The sequence below is a fragment of the Pseudomonas sp. GD04058 genome, assembly GCF_029836855.1.
Classification (GTDB): Bacteria; Pseudomonadota; Gammaproteobacteria; order Pseudomonadales; family Pseudomonadaceae; genus Aquipseudomonas; species Aquipseudomonas bharatica.
In genome coordinates, this window is sequence record NZ_JAOECN010000008.1 from 181,114 (window position 1) to 199,623 (window position 18,510).

Annotated in this window: 20 protein-coding genes and 1 tRNA gene; 14 read left to right on the forward strand and 7 right to left on the reverse strand. The window is 62.6% G+C overall.

Annotated features, from left to right (window positions below; translation table 11 throughout):
• Positions 1 to 25: 25 nt before the first annotated feature.
• Entirely contained in the window at positions 26 to 985 is a 960-nt protein-coding gene (locus N7650_RS10045) for an alpha/beta fold hydrolase (protein WP_279898078.1), read from the reverse strand.
• A gap of 131 nt (positions 986 to 1,116) precedes the next feature.
• On the opposite strand from N7650_RS10045, the gene aroC reads away from it, so the two are divergent.
• From aroC to N7650_RS10060, 3 genes are read left to right on the forward strand one after another with little or no spacing between them, the layout of a single operon-like run.
• Positions 1,117 to 2,208: a chorismate synthase gene (gene aroC / locus N7650_RS10050; protein WP_009394150.1), complete on the forward strand. Its 1,092-nt coding sequence runs from the start codon at positions 1,117 to 1,119 to the stop codon at positions 2,206 to 2,208.
• 16 nt (positions 2,209 to 2,224) lie between these two features.
• Positions 2,225 to 3,391 carry an MFS transporter gene (locus N7650_RS10055; protein WP_279898048.1) on the forward strand — a complete coding sequence of 389 codons (1,167 nt, stop codon included), beginning with the start codon at positions 2,225 to 2,227 and terminating at the stop codon, positions 3,389 to 3,391.
• Between the two features lie 37 nt (positions 3,392 to 3,428).
• The gene (locus N7650_RS10060; RefSeq protein WP_279898050.1) at positions 3,429 to 3,977 is read left to right on the forward strand and encodes an acireductone dioxygenase; all 549 of its coding nucleotides are present in this window, start codon (positions 3,429 to 3,431) and stop codon (positions 3,975 to 3,977) included.
• 111 nt (positions 3,978 to 4,088) lie between these two features.
• On the opposite strand, the gene N7650_RS10065 is transcribed toward N7650_RS10060, so the two are convergent.
• Complete coding sequence (locus N7650_RS10065) at positions 4,089 to 4,361, reverse strand: DUF3509 domain-containing protein (RefSeq protein ID WP_009394156.1); 273 nt, start codon at positions 4,359 to 4,361, stop codon at positions 4,089 to 4,091.
• A gap of 261 nt (positions 4,362 to 4,622) precedes the next feature.
• On the opposite strand from N7650_RS10065, the gene N7650_RS10070 reads away from it, so the two are divergent.
• Together N7650_RS10070 and N7650_RS10075 are read left to right on the forward strand one after the other, a co-directional pair.
• Entirely contained in the window at positions 4,623 to 5,144 is a 522-nt protein-coding gene (locus tag N7650_RS10070) for an ankyrin repeat domain-containing protein (protein ID WP_064304915.1), read from the forward strand.
• 51 nt (positions 5,145 to 5,195) lie between these two features.
• The gene (locus N7650_RS10075) at positions 5,196 to 5,726 is read left to right on the forward strand and encodes a hypothetical protein (protein ID WP_279898054.1); all 531 of its coding nucleotides are present in this window, start codon (positions 5,196 to 5,198) and stop codon (positions 5,724 to 5,726) included.
• Positions 5,727 to 5,736: 10 nt separating this feature from the next.
• Here N7650_RS10075 and N7650_RS10080 read toward each other — a convergent pair whose 3' ends face one another.
• The gene (locus N7650_RS10080; protein ID WP_009394162.1) at positions 5,737 to 6,672 is read right to left on the reverse strand and encodes a ZIP family metal transporter; all 936 of its coding nucleotides are present in this window, start codon (positions 6,670 to 6,672) and stop codon (positions 5,737 to 5,739) included.
• A gap of 124 nt (positions 6,673 to 6,796) precedes the next feature.
• Here N7650_RS10080 and N7650_RS10085 point away from each other — a divergent pair, with 124 nt between their 5' ends.
• The 7 genes from N7650_RS10085 to N7650_RS10115 all read left to right on the forward strand — a co-directional run bounded on the left by N7650_RS10085 (position 6,797) and on the right by N7650_RS10115 (position 13,527).
• The gene (locus N7650_RS10085) at positions 6,797 to 6,988 is read left to right on the forward strand and encodes a PLDc N-terminal domain-containing protein (protein WP_009394166.1); all 192 of its coding nucleotides are present in this window, start codon (positions 6,797 to 6,799) and stop codon (positions 6,986 to 6,988) included.
• Positions 6,989 to 7,231: 243 nt separating this feature from the next.
• The gene (locus N7650_RS10090; protein WP_009394168.1) at positions 7,232 to 9,292 is read left to right on the forward strand and encodes an LTA synthase family protein; all 2,061 of its coding nucleotides are present in this window, start codon (positions 7,232 to 7,234) and stop codon (positions 9,290 to 9,292) included.
• 144 nt (positions 9,293 to 9,436) lie between these two features.
• Positions 9,437 to 9,673: a hypothetical protein gene (locus tag N7650_RS10095; protein WP_009394169.1), complete on the forward strand. Its 237-nt coding sequence runs from the start codon at positions 9,437 to 9,439 to the stop codon at positions 9,671 to 9,673.
• Positions 9,674 to 9,844: 171 nt separating this feature from the next.
• A complete protein-coding gene (locus tag N7650_RS10100) occupies positions 9,845 to 10,174 on the forward strand; it encodes a ribonuclease E inhibitor RraB (protein WP_009394170.1) in 330 nt (109 codons plus the stop codon).
• A gap of 204 nt (positions 10,175 to 10,378) precedes the next feature.
• Complete coding sequence (locus tag N7650_RS10105) at positions 10,379 to 11,788, forward strand: circularly permuted type 2 ATP-grasp protein (RefSeq protein WP_009394171.1); 1,410 nt, start codon at positions 10,379 to 10,381, stop codon at positions 11,786 to 11,788.
• A 3-nt stretch (positions 11,789 to 11,791) separates the two neighbouring features.
• Positions 11,792 to 12,742 (forward strand): alpha-E domain-containing protein, encoded by a 951-nt coding sequence (locus N7650_RS10110; protein ID WP_279898057.1) that lies wholly within the window; start codon positions 11,792 to 11,794, stop codon positions 12,740 to 12,742.
• Positions 12,739 to 13,527 carry a transglutaminase family protein gene (locus tag N7650_RS10115; RefSeq protein WP_064304910.1) on the forward strand — a complete coding sequence of 263 codons (789 nt, stop codon included), beginning with the start codon at positions 12,739 to 12,741 and terminating at the stop codon, positions 13,525 to 13,527. The genes N7650_RS10110 and N7650_RS10115 overlap by 4 nt, the downstream gene beginning before the upstream one ends.
• A gap of 3 nt (positions 13,528 to 13,530) precedes the next feature.
• Here the strand turns inward: N7650_RS10115 and N7650_RS10120 are convergent, their stop codons facing one another.
• Positions 13,531 to 14,325 (reverse strand): cytochrome c, encoded by a 795-nt coding sequence (locus N7650_RS10120; protein ID WP_279898058.1) that lies wholly within the window; start codon positions 14,323 to 14,325, stop codon positions 13,531 to 13,533.
• Positions 14,326 to 14,845: 520 nt separating this feature from the next.
• Between N7650_RS10120 and N7650_RS10125 the strand changes: the two genes are divergently transcribed.
• A complete protein-coding gene (locus N7650_RS10125; protein ID WP_009394177.1) occupies positions 14,846 to 15,574 on the forward strand; it encodes an amidotransferase in 729 nt (242 codons plus the stop codon).
• Here N7650_RS10125 and N7650_RS10130 read toward each other — a convergent pair.
• From N7650_RS10130 to N7650_RS10140, 3 genes are all read right to left on the reverse strand, one after another.
• Positions 15,552 to 16,523, reverse strand: a complete 972-nt coding sequence (locus tag N7650_RS10130; RefSeq protein WP_279898059.1) for a magnesium and cobalt transport protein CorA — start codon at positions 16,521 to 16,523, stop codon at positions 15,552 to 15,554. The two genes, N7650_RS10125 and N7650_RS10130, sit on opposite strands and share 23 nt — an antisense overlap.
• Before the next feature lie 66 nt (positions 16,524 to 16,589).
• Positions 16,590 to 17,309 (reverse strand): lysophospholipid acyltransferase family protein, encoded by a 720-nt coding sequence (locus tag N7650_RS10135; protein ID WP_279898060.1) that lies wholly within the window; start codon positions 17,307 to 17,309, stop codon positions 16,590 to 16,592.
• Positions 17,310 to 17,424: 115 nt separating this feature from the next.
• On the reverse strand, positions 17,425 to 18,114 hold the full coding sequence (locus N7650_RS10140; RefSeq protein WP_279898061.1) for a crotonase/enoyl-CoA hydratase family protein: 690 nt from the start codon (positions 18,112 to 18,114) through the stop codon (positions 17,425 to 17,427).
• A 300-nt stretch (positions 18,115 to 18,414) separates the two neighbouring features.
• On the opposite strand from N7650_RS10140, the gene N7650_RS10145 reads away from it, so the two are divergent.
• Positions 18,415 to 18,504: transfer RNA gene (locus N7650_RS10145), tRNA-Ser, on the forward strand.
• The last annotated feature ends 6 nt before the right edge of the window (positions 18,505 to 18,510 follow it).

The window sequence follows — 18,510 nt, forward strand, 5'->3', positions numbered from 1 at the left end:
GGCGAGGACTGGAGGGCAAATTTGCTTAACGGGTTGCCAACTGCTGCACAAACGCGACGATCCGCTCGCCCAGGGCGCTGGCCAGGGGCAACTCGGGGTTGGTGTAGGCGTCGCGCTGTTGGCCTATGCCCGGCGGGCTGATGCGCAGCATATGATTCATGCCGTCGATCAGCGCCAGCTGCGCATCGGGCTTGGCCGCATGCAGTGCACGGGCATCGGCAGGACTGACCTGGATGTCGTTACGGCCCTGGAGGATCAGGGCCGGTACCTTCACGCTGGAGAACGCGGCAGCCGGGTCCTGGCGAAACAGGGAGATCAGGTAGGGCTGCACGCTGGGACGAAAGACATCCTTCAGTACCGCAGGCAACCGCTCGCTTTGCCGGCCGGCCTTGAGCTGGTCGATCACGGCCTCGGCGCGCTTGAGTTCGGCAGGCGGCAGTTGCTCGGCCAGTTGTTCGCGCAGTACCTGGTCGATTGGCCGGCCGCTGCCGGCCAGGGTAATCACGCCGTCGGCAGCAGCGGGTGTTGCCGCCAGGCTGGCGATCAGCGCGCCTTCGCTGTGACCCAGGAGGATCAGCGGACCGAAGCGTGGATCGGCTTTGATCTTGCGGCTCCAGGCGACAGCGTCGGCTACATAGCGCTCGACGCTGAGGTTGCGCTCGTCCGGTGTCGCCGCCAGGCTCTCGGCAACCCCGCGCTTGTCGTAGCGCACGCTGGCGATGCCATTGCGCGCCAGTTGCAGGGCGAGGCGCTTGAGGATATCGATGCGTCCCACGGCCGGGTTGTTGCCATCGCGGTCCGTGGGGCCGGAGCCAGCGATGATCAGCACCACTGGCGGAGGCGTGTCGCTGCGCGGCAGCAGCAGGCTGCCATGCAGGATGCCCTGGCCGGTATCGAGGCTGACCGGACGCTGGAACACCGCCGGAGCGGCCTGGGCTGTACAGCAAAGGAACATCAGGAGGAGGGCGGCAAGGCGCGGCATTATCGGACACACGTGGAGGGATGCCCGTATGACCGAAGCGGCCTGGGAAGGTTCGCTATCAGGGATGAACTGATTGGTTAGCCTGCGTATACTGGCGGCCTTGTTCAAATCAGGCTGATTCGCGGAGCGTCTGCATGTCCGGCAATACCTACGGCAAGCTGTTCACTGTCACCACCGCTGGCGAAAGCCATGGTCCGGCGTTGGTCGCCATTGTCGATGGCTGCCCGCCGGGCCTGGAGATTTCGCTGGAGGATTTGCAGCGCGACCTCGACCGGCGCAAGCCCGGCACCAGCCGCCATACCACCCAGCGCCAGGAAGCCGACGAGGTGGAGATCCTGTCCGGGGTGTTCGAAGGTCGCACAACCGGCTGCGCCATCGGCCTGCTGATCCGCAATACCGACCAGAAGTCCAAGGATTACTCGGCAATCAAGGACCTGTTCCGCCCGGCCCATGCCGACTACACCTACCACCACAAGTACGGTGAGCGCGACTACCGCGGCGGCGGTCGCAGTTCCGCACGGGAAACCGCCATGCGCGTGGCTGCTGGCGCCATCGCCAAGAAATACCTGGCCAGCCAGGGCATCCGCATTCGCGGCTATATGAGCCAGTTGGGCCCGATCGAAATACCGTTCAAGACCTGGGACTCGGTGGAAGAGAACGCCTTCTTCAGCCCCGACCCGGACAAGGTGCCGGAACTGGAGGCCTACATGGACCAGTTGCGCCGTGACCAGGACTCGGTCGGCGCGAAGATCACCGTGGTGGCCGAAGGGGTGATGCCGGGCCTGGGCGAGCCGATCTTCGACCGTCTCGACGCCGAGCTGGCCCATGCGCTGATGAGCATCAACGCGGTCAAGGGCGTGGAAATCGGCGCCGGTTTCGCCTGTGTTTCCCAGCGCGGTACCGAGCATCGCGACGAACTGACCCCGGAAGGCTTCCTCAGCAACAACGCCGGCGGCATCCTCGGCGGGATTTCCTCGGGCCAGCCGATCGTCGCCCACCTGGCGCTGAAGCCGACCTCGAGCATCACCACCCCGGGTCGCTCCATCGACAAGGACGGCAATCCGGTCGACGTCATCACCAAGGGCCGTCACGATCCTTGCGTGGGCATCCGCGCCACGCCGATCGCCGAGGCCATGATGGCGATCGTGCTGATGGACCACCTGCTGCGCCATCGCGGGCAGAACGCCGATGTACGGGTGAGCACGCCGGTACTGGGCCAGCTTTGATGCACTGCTTCATCCCTTGCGCCACGGCTCGCTAGCCGTGGCGCTTCCTTACTGGCGGCTGTCCAGTTTCTATCTGTTCTATTTCGCCCTGCTCGGCGCCACCGCGCCGTTTCTGGCGTTGTATTTCGACCATCTCGGTTTCTCCAGTGCACGGATCGGCGAGCTGGTCGCGATCCCCATGCTGATGCGCTGCGTGGCCCCCAACCTGTGGGGCTGGCTGGGAGATCGCAGCGGCCAGCGCCTGCTGATCGTGCGCTTGGGGGCGTTATGCACTCTGGGCAGTTTCGCCCTGATCTTCGTCGACAAGAGCTATGCCTGGCTGGCGCTGGTGATGGCGCTGCATGCGTTCTTCTGGCATGCCGTGCTGCCGCAGTTCGAGGTCATCACCCTGGCGCACCTGCAAGGCCAGACCGGGCGCTACAGCCAGGTCCGCCTGTGGGGCTCGATCGGCTTTATCCTCACCGTGGTAGGCCTCGGCCGGCTGTTCGAGTGGCTGAGCCTGGACGTCTACCCGGTGGCGCTGGTGTGCATCATGGCCGGTATCGTCTGCGCCAGCCTGTGGGTGCCCAATGCACAGCCTGCGGAGCACGCCGAACTGCCTTCCAGCGGCGGCTTTCTCCAGCAACTGGGCCGTCCCGGCGTGCTGGCCTTCTATGCCTGCGTCGCCTTGATGCAACTCAGCCATGGTCCGTACTACACCTTCCTGACCCTGCATCTCGAGAGCCTCGGCTACAGTCGCGGCATCATCGGCATGCTGTGGGCCCTGGGCGTGCTGGCGGAGGTGCTGTTGTTCGTGGTGATGAGCCGGATCCTGGCGCGGTTTTCCCTGCGTCGGGTGTTGCTCGCCAGCTTCCTGCTGGCGGCACTGCGCTGGTGGCTGCTGGGCGCGTTCGCCGAGCATCTGCTGGTGCTGTTGCTGGCGCAACTGATGCACGCGGCGACTTTCGGCGCGTTCCATGCGTCCTGCATCGCCTTCGTCCAGCGCAGCTTCGGCGCACGCCAGCAAGGGCAGGGCCAGGCGTTCTACGCGGCGCTGTCCGGCACCGGCGGCGCGCTTGGTGCGTTATACGCGGGCTACAGCTGGAAGGCCCTGGGGCCGACCATCACCTTTAGTATTGCCAGCGTCGCGGCGCTGGCCGCAGCCGTTATCATTGCGGCCCGGTTGAAAGAGGACGCGGTCTAGCGTTCTTCCGAGCTTTCGAAAGATCAGGAGTTGCCCCTTGAGCATCCTCAGCGTTTACCACCAGTCCACCCCCGATACGCCGAACAAGGTCCTCACCCATGCCGACGATATCGCCACGACCCTGGCCGAGCAGGGCGTGCGTTTCGAGCAGCGCGAGGTGACGCAGCGCATTCGCCCCGGGACGGTCGAGGCCGAGGTTACCGCCAGCCTGGGCGAGCAAATACAGGCCTTGCGTAGCGAGTTTTGCGCAACCGTGCTGCAAGTGCTCAGTGTCAATCCGGAGCATCCGCAAAAGGAAGAACTGCGTGCCGGCCTGATCGATGAGCGCACGCATGCGGGCGACGATGTGCGTTTCTTCGTCAGCGGGCGTGGGCTGGTGAACATTCGCATCGGCGAGTATGTCTACGGATTGATCGGCGAACGCGGTGATCTGCTGGTTGTGCCGGCGGGCGTGGCACAGTGGTTCGACATCGGTGAGCAGCCGAACCTGGTGCTGGTGCGGTTCTTGAGCAAGGAAGGGGAGAGGGCTCGGATGACCGGAGACAAGGGTTCCCTCGACTATCCAGGCTTGGATGACACGTTCTAAAGCATTTGGCAGGGACTTTGTGGGAGCGGGTTCACCCGCGATCGCGTTAGTGGCTTCACCGACGCAATCGCGGGTGAACCCGCTCCCACAAGTTTCCGTGTTGCTTGTTCTTTAGCGGTAGGTCGGCAAGGCAAAGCGCTGCTGGCTTTGCAGCATCGAAATCACTGGCAGTTCACTGGCCTGTTCGGCCAGGTCACGGCGAATCGCGCTGATCGCCCACGACAGTTGCTCGGCGTTGTGCAGTTGGGCGTAGGACAGGCAACGCTTGGTCTGCTTGCCGTCCGCAGCGCGCAAGGTCAGCAGGATGCCGCCGTCAGGGCGGGCCTGGGTGGTGACTTGGTAGGCGGAGAATACCGAGGCGAATTTTTCCTGAATGAGGTCCATATCAGCTCCTTGGCTGTGGGTGGCAGACATGGAGTGATAGTTGCAGCCTGCGTGCCAGCTTCAATGCAATAAAAAATCCTTTTAAATCAATAGCTTGTCAATGATGGCAATAAACGCCTTCGTGCATCGTGCAAGGTCGTGCAATTTGCACAGTGCAATTTGCAAGATCATCTTTCCCATTGACTGGATGGAATTATTCTCGGGCTTTACGGATCAATCCCTGACAAACAATTTGGCTTTGTACCGTCCAGGAGGTTCCTAATGTCCGACCAGCAACCCGTCAGCATGAGTGCCGATGAGCAGCAGGCCTTTGCTGAAGAGGTTTTCGAGCGTGCTCGCCAGGGTGATGCCGGCATGCTCCGGCGCTTGCTGGAAAAAGGCCTGCCGCCCAATCTGCGCAACCACAAGGGCGATACCCTGCTGATGCTAGCCAGTTACCACGGCCATCTCGATGCTGTTCGGGTGCTGCTGGAGCATGGCGCCGATCCGTTGCTGGCCAACGACAACGGCCAGCTGCCGGTCGCGGGGGCGGCGTTCAAGGGCAATCTGGAGATGGTCCGCCTGCTGGTGGAACATGGCGGTGACGCCGATGCCGCCGCGGGCGACGGGCGTACCGCATTGATGATGGCAGCGATGTTCAATCGGCTTGCCATCGTCGATTACCTGCTCGAACAGGGCGCCGACCCCACCCGTCGCGATGCTCGTGGCGCCGATGCCCTGGCCTCGGCGCTGACCATGGGCGCCACGGAAACCGCCGCGCGGCTGCGAGCGCTGGCCGACTGACCCGGTGGCGGCTATCCTTGCCGCCTTTTTTCCAGCATCCGGGAACGTCCCATGAAAAACCAACTGGCCGAACTGATCGGCAAGATCAGCTCCGGCTGCATGTCCGAACAGGATATCCAGCGCATCGCCGAAGAAGCGGCCCAGGCCTATGCCGATCCGGAAGGTTTCCTCGCTGCCAACCCGGATATCAATTACGACGACACGTTCCCCATTCCCCTGGGCGAATGGGTAGTAGTCGGCAGCCTGCCCGATACCGTGCTGTTCCAGGCCGACACCTACGAAGACCTGTTCGCCGCCATCGTCGCTTCCTTCGACAAGAGCGTGCCGTTCAATTTCAAGCCCAGGCAACTGGCCAAGGTCGAGGCACTGACTGCCCTAAACCGCATCCAGGTGCAGATGGGCAGCATGAACAAGGAAGCCGGTGGCTACGTGCTGGTCAACTTCAGCCAGTTGCTCGACGATGAACTGCAGATGGTCCTGGTCTGCGGCGACGACCTGGCGCGGGTGCTGGAGCTCTGCGCCGAGTTGAACATTGCCGCCGCGCCGGCCCTGGAAGCGCTGAGGGTTGCGGTGCACGTCTGACGGCAGCCCGCTAGCCGAGAGCCGTATCGAGGAACATCATCACCGCGAAGCCACCCATCAGGCCGAGAGTTGCCGAGGTCTGATGGCCATTGCGGTGGGTTTCCGGGATCACTTCGTGGGACACCACGAAAATCATCGCACCGGCCGCCAGGCCCATGCTGACCGGGTAGGCGAGGGCGAAGCCGCTGGAAATGCCCAGGCCGATCACTGCGCCAATGGGCTCCATCACCCCGGAACCGATCGCCACCAAGGCGGCTTTCAGGCTCGACAGGCCGGTGGCGCGCAAGGCCAGGGCCACCGCCAGGCCTTCGGGAATGTCCTGGATGGCGATGGCGCTGGTCAGCGGCAGGCCGACGTTGAGATCGCCATTGGTGAAGCTCACGCCAATGGCCATGCCTTCCGGCAGGTTGTGCAGGGTGATCGCCAGGACAAACAGCCAGACCCGGTTGATGCGTTCCGATTGCGGCCCGCAAGGGCCGGTGCTCTCGTGTTCATGGGGCGTGAAGCGGTCTAGGCCAAGCATCAGCAGCACGCCCAGACCCATGCCCAGCACGACCGTCAGCGCTGCGAGCGGGCCGTTTCCGGTGATCTCGCGGGCGGCATCGAGCCCCGGGAGAATCAACGAGAAGGAGCTGGCGGCGAGCATCATCCCGGCGGCAAAGCCGAGCATCACATCCTGGGTACGCGAGCTGACCTCACGCAGGATCACCGCCAGCACTGCGCCGAGGGCGGTGGCGGAAAAACCGGCGAGGCCGCCGAGCATGGCCATGTGCAGGTTTTCCTGATGATCGCCGTGGATGGCGTTCCACGCACTGGCCCCCATCAGCCACAACACCGCCAGCAGGCTTAGGCCTAGGCCGGCGCTGAGCCACGGCGATGCTTGTGCCTGTTGCAGCCAGGCACCAGGGAGCGAAGCGGGGGCGGATGAGGCATGGGAAGGGGGCATGCAGGAATCTCCAGAACAATTGCAAGCGAGTGTAACCAAGGCCTCGGAACGCCGATGAAACAAGCGCGTCTATAAGGCCGATAGCCAGCTATTCTTTGCTACAGCTTGAATTGGGAGTTTCAACATGGGTTCGACGTTCAATGGCCTTGCCGGCCTGGTCATCCTCGCCCTCGACATCTGGGCGATCCTTAATGTGGTCAAGAGCAGCGCCGGTGGCGGAGCCAAGGTCCTGTGGATCCTGCTGATCATCCTCCTCCCCGTGCTCGGCCTGATCATCTGGGCCATCGCCGGGCCGCGCGGCGACGTTCGCATCTAGCGTGAAAACACCACGCTAGCGCAACGTCCCGGTTTTGCACGCGGATTTGTGTTGGCCGGGCAACCCGGCTAGCCTGATCCGCGCTTTGCGTTGCCTCAACGAAATTTTCACAATCGATTGCGGACAATCGCGCGCGCTTTTACCCATCCGTCCAGTGGCTGGCCATCCGGAAATCCTCTCGGAGCGGCGCCGCCTGGCTTCGATGTGCTTTCTATAACCAGAATTCCAGGGACCTTCCATTTCATGGCTAAAACGGACGCCTCGCGCCTGCAACCGACGGTCAAATCACACCTGCTCTATACCTTCCTGTGCGGCCTGGTGATCATGCTGATGCTCAGCGCCGTGCGCTTCGCGCTGCTGGTCTATAACCGCGACATGATCGGCGACACACCCTATTCGACGGTTGCCGAAGGCTTCTTAAACGGCCTGCGCTTCGACCTGCGGGTGGTGGTGTACCTGAGCATTCCGTTGCTGCTGGCAATCCTCAGCGCCCGGGCCATGGCGGCTCGCGGGCTGTTCCGCCTGTGGTTGACCATCGCCGGCAGCGCCACGCTGTTCCTCGGCCTGGTGGAGATGGACTTCTATCGCGAGTTCCACCAGCGCCTGAACGGCCTGGTATTCCAGTACATCAAGGAAGACCCCAAGACCGTTTCCAGCATGATCTGGTACGGGTTCCCGGTGGTTCGCTACCTGCTGGCCTGGGTCGCCGGCACGGTGATCATGAGCCTGGCATTCAAGGCCATCGATCGCCTGACCCGGCCCCGCGGCCAGTACCAGAGCAACCTTGCCGGGGTGCGCAGCGTTGCGCCGTGGTATGTGCGCGGCGTGGTGTTCTTCATGATCCTGCTGGTGGCCGTGGTCGCCGCCCGTGGCACCTTGCGCCAGGGGCCGCCGATGCGCTGGGGCGATGCCTTCACTACCGATTCCAACTTCGTCAACCAGTTGGGCCTGAACGGCACCCTGACCCTGATCGATGCGGCCAAGAGCCGTTTCTCCGAAGACCGCGACAACATCTGGAAAGCCACCCTCGATCCGCAGGTTGCCCAGCAGACCGTGCGCGAGATGCTGCTGACCCCAAACGACAAGCTGGTCGATGCCGACAGCGCGGCGATCCGCCGTGACTTCACCCCGCCCGCGGACAAGACCCTGCCAATCAAGAACGTGGTGGTGATCCTCCTCGAGAGTTTCGCCGGACACTCGGTCGGCGCCCTTGGTGGCAAAGGCAACATTACCCCGTACTTCGACAAGCTGGCCGAGGAGGGCCTGCTGTTCGACCGCTTCTTCTCCAACGGTACCCATACCCACCAGGGCATGTTTGCTACCATGGCCTGCTTCCCAAACCTGCCGGGCTTCGAATACCTGATGCAGACCCCGGAAGGCGGCCACAAGCTCTCCGGTCTACCGGCGCTGCTCAGCGCCCGCGACTACGACGACGTGTACGTGTACAACGGTGATTTCGCCTGGGACAACCAGTCCGGTTTCTTCGGCAACCAGGGCATGACCACCTTCATCGGCCGCAACGACTTCGTCAATCCGGTCTTCTCCGACCCGACGTGGGGGGTGTCCGACCAGGACATGTTCGACCGCGGCGCCCAGGAACTGGCGCACAACTACGGCAAGAAGCCCTTCTATGCGCTGCTGCAGAGTCTGTCCAACCACACCCCGTACGCGCTGCCGAAGAACCTGCCGGTCGAGCCGGTAACCGGTTTCGGGCGTCTCGACGAGCACCTCACGGCGATGCGCTACTCCGATTGGGCCTTGGGCCAGTTCTTCGAAAAGGCGCGCAAGGAGCCGTATTTCAAGGAGACGCTGTTCGTCATCGTCGGCGACCATGGCTTCGGCAATGCACAGCAGGTCACTGAACTGGACCTGGGCCGCTTCAATGTTCCGCTGCTGCTGATCGCTCCTGGCATCCAGGAAAAATTCGGCAAGCGTGACCACACCGTGGGCACCCAGATCGATATCGTGCCGACCATCATGGGCCGTCTTGGTGGCGAGACCCGTCATCAGTGCTGGGGACGCGACCTGCTCAACCTGCCCGAGGGCGACCAGGGCATCGGCATGGTCAAGCCGTCGGGCAGCGAGCAGATCGTCGGCTTGTTCCAGGGCGATCAGTTGCTGATCGAGTCCAAGGACATGGAACCGCGGCTGTACCGTTACCAGGTGGGCAGCGAGTTCAAGGCCGAGTTGATCGATGGCCCGCAGAAGAGCGAAATGCAGAAGAAGCTTGAGGCCTTCATCCAGACGGCCACCAAGAGCCTGCTGGATAACACTGCGGGTGTGGTCCACGGTATTCCGGACTGATTTCCCGAGCATTGGCTAACCCAAGGACCCCGGCATTGCCGGGGTCTTTTTTTTAGCTGCCGGTTGGATGAAAAAACCGGAACAACACCCACTGGCCAAGGTCAACGGAAGGTAGGCCGTACTTCCATTCGAGGACAACGCCAGATGAAAGAGTGGGAAATCACTTTCGTGGACCAGAAGGGCGAGCGCACCGCGTTGCTGTTCGCTTGCGAAAACCGCCCGAGCATCGAAGACGCTGCGCGGCAGGTAAGGGGCCACCTGTTCCCGATCATGGACGAGCTCGACCTCAACGATTTCCAGGACCGCGCTGAAAGCCCTACTGCCAAGTGGCTGAAGGAGCAGAGCGGAGTGGTCATCACCGGCATCACTGAAATGCCCTGAGCGTCAGGCTGGCGATGTGCCCAGCCTGACGCTACGCTGAACACATGGTCGTCGTTTTTCCGGCGCCGGCCGTTGCCGTCGTTACATCCGCTCGAGACCCCGGCCGCAAGGTAAACGGGGTGGCGTGAACGCGCCGAAAGTCTATCCATCGTGATTGAGGAGGACGATTCAATGAGCAACCTGTACGAAGACATCAGCAGCATCGTGCTGCGCCGCATGAAAGAAGGCGGCTTCGATTTCACCCAAATCCATCCCATCGAGTTTTACGCGGTATTCCCGGACGAGGAACGGGCGCGCAGGGCTGCAGGCAAGTTTCGTGGCGAGTCGCTGTGTGCCTCGGTGCACGAGAGCGACGAAGGTTGGCAACTGGAATTGCAAAAGATCATGTACGCCACCCATGGCGGGATCGGCGAATTCGAGCATGATTTCGAAGCAGTGATCCGGCCCTTGGGTGGTGAGGCCCAAGGCTGGGGCGTCAAGCAGGAGCGTGTGCTGACCTGAAACCCGTTCCGGGGCGGCGCCTGGCGCGGCCCCGGATTCACCCGCGCTTCGCAATGAAGCGTACGCCCCATAGGCGTAGCGATAGCTGCACAAGTCTGGTGCGGCCTCTTTCCTGAATCTTTGCAACCGCTTGATTCACAAGCCTTATTGTTGCTGGCACGGGCTTTGCGATATTCCTTGGGCACGGGTGACAAGGAGTTCGGCATGATTCGCAGTTTCTATGATGAGATGTACGCCGCCGACGGTCAGCTCCGTCCGCATTATCGGGAATTCGCCCGCTGGCTGGGGGAGACTCCCCCGGAGCTGCTGGCACAACGGCGTCGCGAGGCTGACCTGCTGTTCCACCGCGCCGGTATCACCTTCACGCTTTACGGCGACGAGCAGGGCACCGAGCGCCTGATCCCCTTCGACACCATTCCCCGGGCCATTCCCGCCAGCGAATGGCGGGTGGTGGAGCGCGGCTGTATCCAGCGGGTCAAGGCGCTGAACATGTTCCTCGCCGACCTGTACCACGAGCAGCGCATCCTGCGTGCCGGGATTATCCCCGCCGAGCAGGTCCTGGCCAACGACCAGTACCAACTGGCGATGCAGGGCCTGAGCCTGCACCGCGACCTCTACGCGCATATTTCCGGGGTCGACCTGGTGCGCGATGGCGACGGCACCTATTACGTCCTCGAAGACAACCTGCGAACCCCCAGCGGGGTGAGCTACATGCTCGAGGACCGCAAGATGATGATGCGGTTGTTCCCCGAACTGTTCGCCGTCCAGCGCATCGCGCCCATCGATCATTACCCCAACCTGCTGCTGGAAACCCTGAAGAGTTCCAGCCCGCTGGATAACCCCAGCGTCGTGGTGCTGACGCCGGGGCGCTTCAACAGTGCCTTCTTCGAGCATGCATTCCTGGCACGGGAAATGGGCGTGGAACTGGTGGAAGGGGCCGACCTGCTCGTCCGTGACGAGCGGGTATTCATGCGCACCACGGGTGGTCCCAAGCCGGTGGACGTGATCTACCGACGCCTCGACGACGCCTATCTCGATCCCCTGGCCTTCAACCCCGAGTCCATGCTCGGCGTGCCCGGCCTGCTGTCCGCCTATCGCTGCGGCAACGTGGTGCTGGCCAATGCCATCGGCACCGGGGTGGCCGATGATAAGTCGGTCTATCCCTATGTCACCGAGATGATCCGTTTCTACCTCGACGAGGAGCCGATCCTGAAGAACGTCCCCACCTGGCAATGCCGCAACCCCGCCGAACTGTCTCATGTGCTGGCCAACCTGCCGGAGCTGGTGGTCAAGGAAACCCAGGGATCCGGCGGCTACGGCATGCTGGTCGGGCCGGCCTCGACCCAGGCCGAGATCGCCGCCTTCGCCGAGCGCATCAAGGCCCGGCCGGCGGCCTACATCGCCCAGCCAACCCTGTCGCTCTCGACCTGTCCGACCTTCGTCGAGAACGGCATCGCGCCGCGGCATATCGATCTGCGGCCGTTCGTCCTGTCCGGCCGCGAGACCCGCGTGGTCCCGGGCGGCCTGACCCGCGTCGCCCTGCGCGAAGGCTCGCTGGTGGTGAACTCGTCCCAGGGCGGCGGTACCAAGGACACCTGGGTGGTGGAGGACTGAACCATGCTCAGCAGAACCGCTTCCGACCTGTACTGGATGTCGCGCTACCTGGAGCGCGCGGAAAACCTCGCGCGCATGCTCGATGTCAGTTATTCGCTGTCGCTGATGCCCCAGGACGGGCGCGGCGACGGCCTCGATGAAATGACCCTGGCCCTGCGCATCACCGGCACCCTGGACGATTACCTGGAACGCCACGGCCAGCTCCACGCCGAGCGCCTGTTGCATTTCTTCGCCCTCGACCCGGAAAACCCGGCGAGCATCTACAGCTGCCTCGGCGCCGCGCGGGCCTGCGCCCATGCGGTACGCGGCAAGATCACCGCCGACATGTGGGAGAACATCAACGCCACCTGGCTGGAGATCCGTGGTATCGCCGAGCAGGGCCTGGGGCGCTACGGCATGAGCCGCTTCTGCGAATGGATCAAGGAGCGCTCGCACCTGTTCCGGGGTGCCACCTACGGCACCATCATGCGCAACGATGCCTTCCGCTTCATCCGCCTCGGGACCTTCATCGAGCGTGCCGACAACACCCTGCGCCTGCTCGATGCCCGCTACGAGATGTTTGGCGAGGCGGCCGAGGCCGTCAGCGACAGCTCCGCCCGTGGTTATTACCAGTGGAGCGCCTTGCTCCGCGCGCTGTCCTCGTTCGAGGCCTATACCGAGATCTACCGCGATGCCCCCACCGCGCGCCATGTGGCCGAACTCCTGCTGCTGCGCGCCGATGTGCCGCGTTCGCTGCGGGCCTGTACCGAAGAAATCGACCAGATCCTCGCCAGCCTGCACGGCACCAACGGCCGCCCGGCCCAGCGCCTTGCAGCGGAGGTGGATGCCCGGCTGCGCTATACCGGGATCGATGAAGTCCTTTCCCAGGGCCTGCATCCCTGGTTGAACCATTACATCCCGCTGGTGCGCGAATTGGGCAACGCCATTCACGGCGCCTACCTGGAGGTCGTATGAAACTGACAATCAGCCACGAAACCGCTTACCACTATGAAGACCAGGTGCGTACGAGCATCCAGTACCTGCGCCTGACCCCGTCGGACAACCAGCGCCAGCGCGTACTGCAATGGCAGCTGGACCTGCCGCGTCCCGTGCAGGCACGGCGCGATCCGTTCGGCAATATCCTGCACGTTCTCAGCCTGGAAGAACCCCATGCCGACCTGCTGATCGCGGCGCGGGGCGAGGTCGAGATCGACCCGGACCTGGAAGCCGAGCAGGACAGCCATTCACCCCTGCCATTCCTGCGCTCGACGCGCCTGACCGAGGCCGATGAAGCCTTGCGCGCCTTCGCTGTCCGGCATTGTGGCGAATACCGGGATCGCGGTGCCTTGATCGGCCTGATGGGGGCTTTGCACGACCATATCGCCTACCGGCCCGGCGCCACCGCCGTGGACACCAGCGCCGCCCAGGCCTTCGCCGGCGCTGCCGGAGTCTGCCAGGACCACGCCCACACCTTCATCGCCTGTGCCCGCAGCCTGCAGGTACCGGCGCGCTACGTCTCGGGTTATCTGTTCGACAATGACAACCAGCACATGGCCAGCCACGCCTGGGCCGAGGCCTGGCTGGACGACGCCTGGTACAGCTTCGATGTCACCAACCAGCTCGCCGTGCCGGAGCGGCACCTGAAGCTGGCGGTGGGCCTGGATTACCTGGACGCCTGTCCGGTGCGCGGCATGCGTCGGGGTGGCGGCTATGAGCAGATGCATGCCAATGTGCTGGTGACCTCAGGGTTCAACCAGTAGGGGTCAGGATTTACGCTTGGCCATGTGCGAAAGATAAGCGAGCAGGGCGTCGAGATCGGCGTCGGGCAGGGCTTCGGCGGTGAACTCTGGCATGCGCGCCTGCGGCCATTGGCGCAGGCTTTGCGGATTGCGGATATAACGCCGGAGGAATTCGGGGCGGAAATATTCGGTGGGGTTGTAGGGGCGGTTCAGGTCAGGGCCGAACTGGGCGTCACCGGCGCCGTTGAGGCGATGACAGGCCAGGCAGTTCTTCTGGAACAGGGCAAAGCCACGGTTCACCGTGGCGCTGGCGTCGCTGGCCGGAAGCAGGGCGGGAAAGCGCACGGCGACCGGATCGAGACGGCGGATAGTGGCGATCTGATAAGGCCACTGTTCAGGGCTGATATTGCCGGCCTTGGGATTGGTCCAGACCAGATAGAAAGGGCCGGCGCCCGGTTTGTCCTGGCCCAGCGCTGGCCATGGTTGTGCAGGGTCTTCCACCGCGATCCAGGCTTGTGCCGGGCCGCTTTCGAGCAATGGCGCTGCGGGCATTTCCGCTGCGAAACCATCGAGGGCCACGGCCTGCAGGTGGTCATCGGGCTTGATGTCCTCCAGCAGCGCGGCGAGGGGCACGGCGCGGTAGTGCATGGCCTTCTTGTAGGAAACATCCTCGTCGATTCGAATATCCCGAGCCTGCGGATGCTTGAGCAGGGCTTCGCTGTCCCACTGCGTGCTGGTGGTGCCCAGTTCCAGCTTCAGCTGTGCGGCATGCAGTGGCAGGCTCGCCAAGGCAAGCAGGAAGATGAGGCAAAGGCGCATGGACCAATCTCCGACCAGTGAGGCCGGCAGCATACACCAGAGCCTGGATGACACCGAATGACGATCGCTCAACCGAACAGGCGTGTCAGGTTGGGCAGGATCAGCAGCAGTGTGGTGGCGAACAGAATGAGTCCTGCCTGACGTACCTTGTGTTGTTTGAACATGGCTGTCTGCCTTTTTGTTGTTATTCCTGCAAGCCGGATGGCGTCCCTGTCTCCGGTCCGGTGGAAGCCTCTTCGGGCTCTCGTTTCGGACCTGCTATCAATGGGTATACAACCTGGGATGCTGCAACGTTACCGCCGATTTAGAACGCTTTCGTCTGTACTTTGGTAGCGAAAGACCATTCGTTTATGAGGCTTTTTGCCATCTACGCACGATGCGCCCGACTAGACACATGCGCCGCTTATACGTACGACTCGCAAGGAAATGACCGTTCGTCCGAGGGAATACTTGCTTGATACCAATAATCGCGGCAGGCTGCATCCGTGTTTTTTCACCACTGTCGTTCAGGGCCAAGTCTATGTCGCTACGCATCTGCATCCTGGAAACCGACGTCCTGCGACCCGAGTTGGTCGAGCAATACCAGGGCTACGGACGGATGTTCGAGCAACTGTTTACCCGCCAGCCGATCGCCGCCGAGTTCAGCGTCTATAACGTGATGAACGGCCATTATCCGCCGGAGGATGAAGTCTTCGATGCCTATCTGGTGACAGGCAGCAAGGCCGATTCGTTCGGCGACGATCCGTGGATTGGCAAGCTCAAGGAATTCCTGCTGGATCGCTACAAGCGTGGTGACAAGCTGCTCGGCGTTTGCTTTGGCCATCAATTGCTGGCGCTGCTGCTCGGCGGCAAGACCGAACGCGCCACCCAGGGCTGGGGCGTCGGCACCCACCGCTATGTGATGGCGGCCCGTGCGCCATGGATGAGCCCGCAGGTGGAAGAACTGACCCTGCTCATCAGCCACCAGGATCAGGTCACCGCGCTACCGGAGAACGCCACTGTGATCGCCTCCAGCGACTTCTGCCCCTATGCCGCGTATCACATCGGTGATCAGGTGCTGTGTTTCCAGGGCCATCCGGAATTCATCCACGACTATTCCCGGGCATTGCTCGACCTGCGCCAGGAGCACCTGGGCGCCGAGGTCTACCGCAAAGGCATCGACAGCCTGGGTATCGACCACCAGGGCCAGACCGTCGCCGAGTGGATGATGCGCTTCGTCGCCCAGCCTAAAGCCAGCCAGAACGCTTGAAGCTGCTGTACAGCGCGGTGCAGCCCACCACGATCCCGCCCAGAACGGCGAAATAGCCGTAGTGCCAGCTCAACTCCGGCATGTTCTGGAAGTTCATGCCGTAGATTCCCGCGATGGCCGTGGGGAACGCGAGGATCGCCGCCCAGGCGGCGAACTTGCGCTGCACGATGCTCTGGCGTGACGACTCCAGCAACATGCCGATCTCGATGGTCTGGCTGGCCAGGTCACGAATGCCTGCCAGGTCCTCCATCTGCCGGGTGACGTGAATCTGCACATCGCGAAAATACGGGCGCATGTTCTTGTCGATGAAGGGGAAGGCCAGGCGCTGCAGTTCCTCGCTGATTTCCACCATGGGCGCCACGTAGCGGCGCAGACGCAGGATGTCGCGGCGCAGGCCGTGGAGGCGGCGAATGTCCTCCTCCACCAATGAAGCGCAAAGCACGTTGCGCTCCAGTTCCTCGATCTCGCCATGGATGGCTTCGCTGACGGGTTGGTAGTTCTCGGTGACGAAGTCCAGCAGCGCGTAGAGCACGAAATCCTCGCCATGTTCCAGCAGCAGCGGTCGCGCTTCGCAGCGCTGGCGCACCAGGGCGTAGGACTTCGAATGGCCGTTGCGGCAGGTGATGATGTAGCCGTTGCCGGCGAAGATATGGGTTTCGATGAACTCCAGCTTGCCGTCCTGGCGTACTGGCGAATAGGTGACGATGAACAGCGCGTCGCCGAAGGTTTCCAGTTTCGGCCGGCTATGTTTTTCCAGGGCGTCCTCGATTGCGAGCTCGTGCAGGTTGAACTGGCATTGCAGGTTGGCCAGTTCCTGGGCGTTGGGCTCTTCCAGACCGATCCACACGAAGTGCCCCGGCTTGCGCGCCCATTCGGCACCTTCGTCGATGCTGATATTGGTGACCTTGCGCCCGGCACTGTAAACCGCTGCTGCTACGACTCGACCCATGGTTGTGCGAATCCTTCGTTTAACGTGTCAGACAGCTTGGTCTGACCTCGACGAAACGGCAACTGCTCAGCCCTGCCGATGCTCGTGCTCCATCAGGTCGATGCACGCCTGCATCTGGGCCCGGCATTGCTCCATCAGTGCCGGGATGTCCTGCTGGGTCATGCCGGTGGTCGAAATCGGCGGCAGCGAGCGGATTTCCACCCGGGTCTTGCGCCAGCCGTTGAGGTTCAGGCGTCGTGCATAGCGGCTGGCGCACACCGGTACGATCGGCACCCCGGCATCGATGGCCATATGGAACGCGCCTTTCTTGAACGGCTTCAACACCTCGCCGGGATTGCGCGTGCCTTCGGGGAAGATCCAGATCGACGTATCTTTTTGCAGGGTGCGGCTGGTGGTTTGCAGGGCACGGCGCGCCTGGTAGGCATTGCTGCGGTCAACCAGCACGTTGCCGCCCAGCCAGAACAACTGGCCGAACAGCGGAATCCAGCCGAGGCTCTTCTTGCCGATGCAGACGGTGCGCGGCGGCACCACATGGCCGAGAACGAACAGGTCGAAATTGGACTGGTGGTTGGCAACGATCACGCACCCGGGGGGCTGGTCGAACAGCGGTCCCACCTCGGCCTTGATCTCCAGGCGCAGCAGCCAGCTCGCGGGCCAGGCGTAAAGGCGCGCATAGAGACGGCTATTGTCCGGGTTGAATGGACGGCACAGGCCAATGACCAGGCCGATCAGGCCCACCAGGATGAAATGGATACCCAGCAGGAGCATGCGAGGAAGAAAGAGCATCGTACGACTCACTCGACAAAACGCGAGGCAGTGTACGGGTGTACTCCGGTGGCGGCAAACGGACTGTTCGGCAACGTGGCGGGAAAGGCCGGACAGGATGTGTCCGGCCTTGAATTCAGGCGAAGTGTTCCTGGTCGCGAATGATCGCGTCGTCGAGGGTTTCCAGCAGGGCCTTGCGCACTTTCAGCTTGGTGTTCTTGTGCGCGTTCATGTTGATCTTCTTCAACTGGTGGGCGGCGGCCAAGGCGGTTTCGGCCAGTTGCTCGGCGGGCACCACCTTGTCGAGGAAGCCCGCCTCGACGGCGCCGGCCGGGTCGAACATCTCGCCGTTGATCACCGAGCGATGGAAAGCCGCCTTGCCAAGGCGGTCACGGGCGAGCTCGATGCCTGCGTGGTGCATGGTCATGCCGATCTGCACTTCATTCAGGCCGATGCTGAACGGACCTTCGACGCCGATGCGGTAGTCGGCCGAAAGCAGCAGGAAGGCACCTTTGGCCACGGCATGCCCGGGGCAGGCGACGATGATCGGGTAGGGGTGGGACAGCAGGCGCCGGGCCAGGGTCGACCCGGCGGTGACCAGTGCCATCGCCGCTTGCGGGCTGGAGGTCATCACTTTCAGGTCGTAGCCCCCGGACAGGATCCCGGGCTGGCCGGTGACGATGACCACGGCGCGGTCTTCCTTGGCGCGGTCCAGCGCATTATTGAAGGCGGCGATCACGTCGGGCGAGATGGCATTGACCTTGCCGTTGTTCAGGGTGAGGGTCGCGATGCCATCGTCGAGGTGGTAGTTGATCAGCTCACTCATGACGGAATTCCTTGCAAGGAGAAGTGGCGGGAAAGTGGCAAGACGTTACCCAGCCACTGCGGTCAGGTAAAGCACGATGACTGACCATGCGGTCACCGATCGCGCTCCCGGGCCCGCCCGGCGGGCAATCGCCTGAAAGGCCGGACAAAGCAGGGCAGGGATTGGCCAAATTGCCATTTCACCTAGCGTTTTCCAGCCTCTGGCATAAATATCTGAAAATTCTGAAAAAAACCTTTGCCAAGTGAAAAGGTTTCGACTAAATTAGCGCGCCTCGACAGGCTGAACTGCTTGAAGAGATCCGGTGAAGTGTCCGAGCGGTTGAAGGAGCACGCCTGGAAAGTGTGTATACAGGAAACTGTATCAAGGGTTCGAATCCCTTCTTCACCGCCACTTTCG

Coding starts and splice junctions, on each gene's coding strand:
- aroC (WP_009394150.1), top strand. CDS start 1,117: ATGTCCGGCAATACCTACGGCAAGCTGTTCACTGTCACCACCGCTGGC.
- N7650_RS10065 (WP_009394156.1), bottom strand. CDS start 4,361: ATGGACCTCATTCAGGAAAAATTCGCCTCGGTATTCTCCGCCTACCAA.
- N7650_RS10070 (WP_064304915.1), top strand. CDS start 4,623: ATGTCCGACCAGCAACCCGTCAGCATGAGTGCCGATGAGCAGCAGGCC.
- N7650_RS10075 (WP_279898054.1), top strand. CDS start 5,196: ATGAAAAACCAACTGGCCGAACTGATCGGCAAGATCAGCTCCGGCTGC.
- N7650_RS10080 (WP_009394162.1), bottom strand. CDS start 6,672: ATGCCCCCTTCCCATGCCTCATCCGCCCCCGCTTCGCTCCCTGGTGCC.
- N7650_RS10085 (WP_009394166.1), top strand. CDS start 6,797: ATGGGTTCGACGTTCAATGGCCTTGCCGGCCTGGTCATCCTCGCCCTC.
- N7650_RS10090 (WP_009394168.1), top strand. CDS start 7,232: ATGGCTAAAACGGACGCCTCGCGCCTGCAACCGACGGTCAAATCACAC.
- N7650_RS10095 (WP_009394169.1), top strand. CDS start 9,437: ATGAAAGAGTGGGAAATCACTTTCGTGGACCAGAAGGGCGAGCGCACC.
- N7650_RS10100 (WP_009394170.1), top strand. CDS start 9,845: ATGAGCAACCTGTACGAAGACATCAGCAGCATCGTGCTGCGCCGCATG.
- N7650_RS10105 (WP_009394171.1), top strand. CDS start 10,379: ATGATTCGCAGTTTCTATGATGAGATGTACGCCGCCGACGGTCAGCTC.
- N7650_RS10110 (WP_279898057.1), top strand. CDS start 11,792: ATGCTCAGCAGAACCGCTTCCGACCTGTACTGGATGTCGCGCTACCTG.
- N7650_RS10115 (WP_064304910.1), top strand. CDS start 12,739: ATGAAACTGACAATCAGCCACGAAACCGCTTACCACTATGAAGACCAG.
- N7650_RS10120 (WP_279898058.1), bottom strand. CDS start 14,325: ATGCGCCTTTGCCTCATCTTCCTGCTTGCCTTGGCGAGCCTGCCACTG.
- N7650_RS10125 (WP_009394177.1), top strand. CDS start 14,846: ATGTCGCTACGCATCTGCATCCTGGAAACCGACGTCCTGCGACCCGAG.
- N7650_RS10130 (WP_279898059.1), bottom strand. CDS start 16,523: ATGGGTCGAGTCGTAGCAGCAGCGGTTTACAGTGCCGGGCGCAAGGTC.
- N7650_RS10135 (WP_279898060.1), bottom strand. CDS start 17,309: ATGCTCTTTCTTCCTCGCATGCTCCTGCTGGGTATCCATTTCATCCTG.
- N7650_RS10140 (WP_279898061.1), bottom strand. CDS start 18,114: ATGAGTGAGCTGATCAACTACCACCTCGACGATGGCATCGCGACCCTC.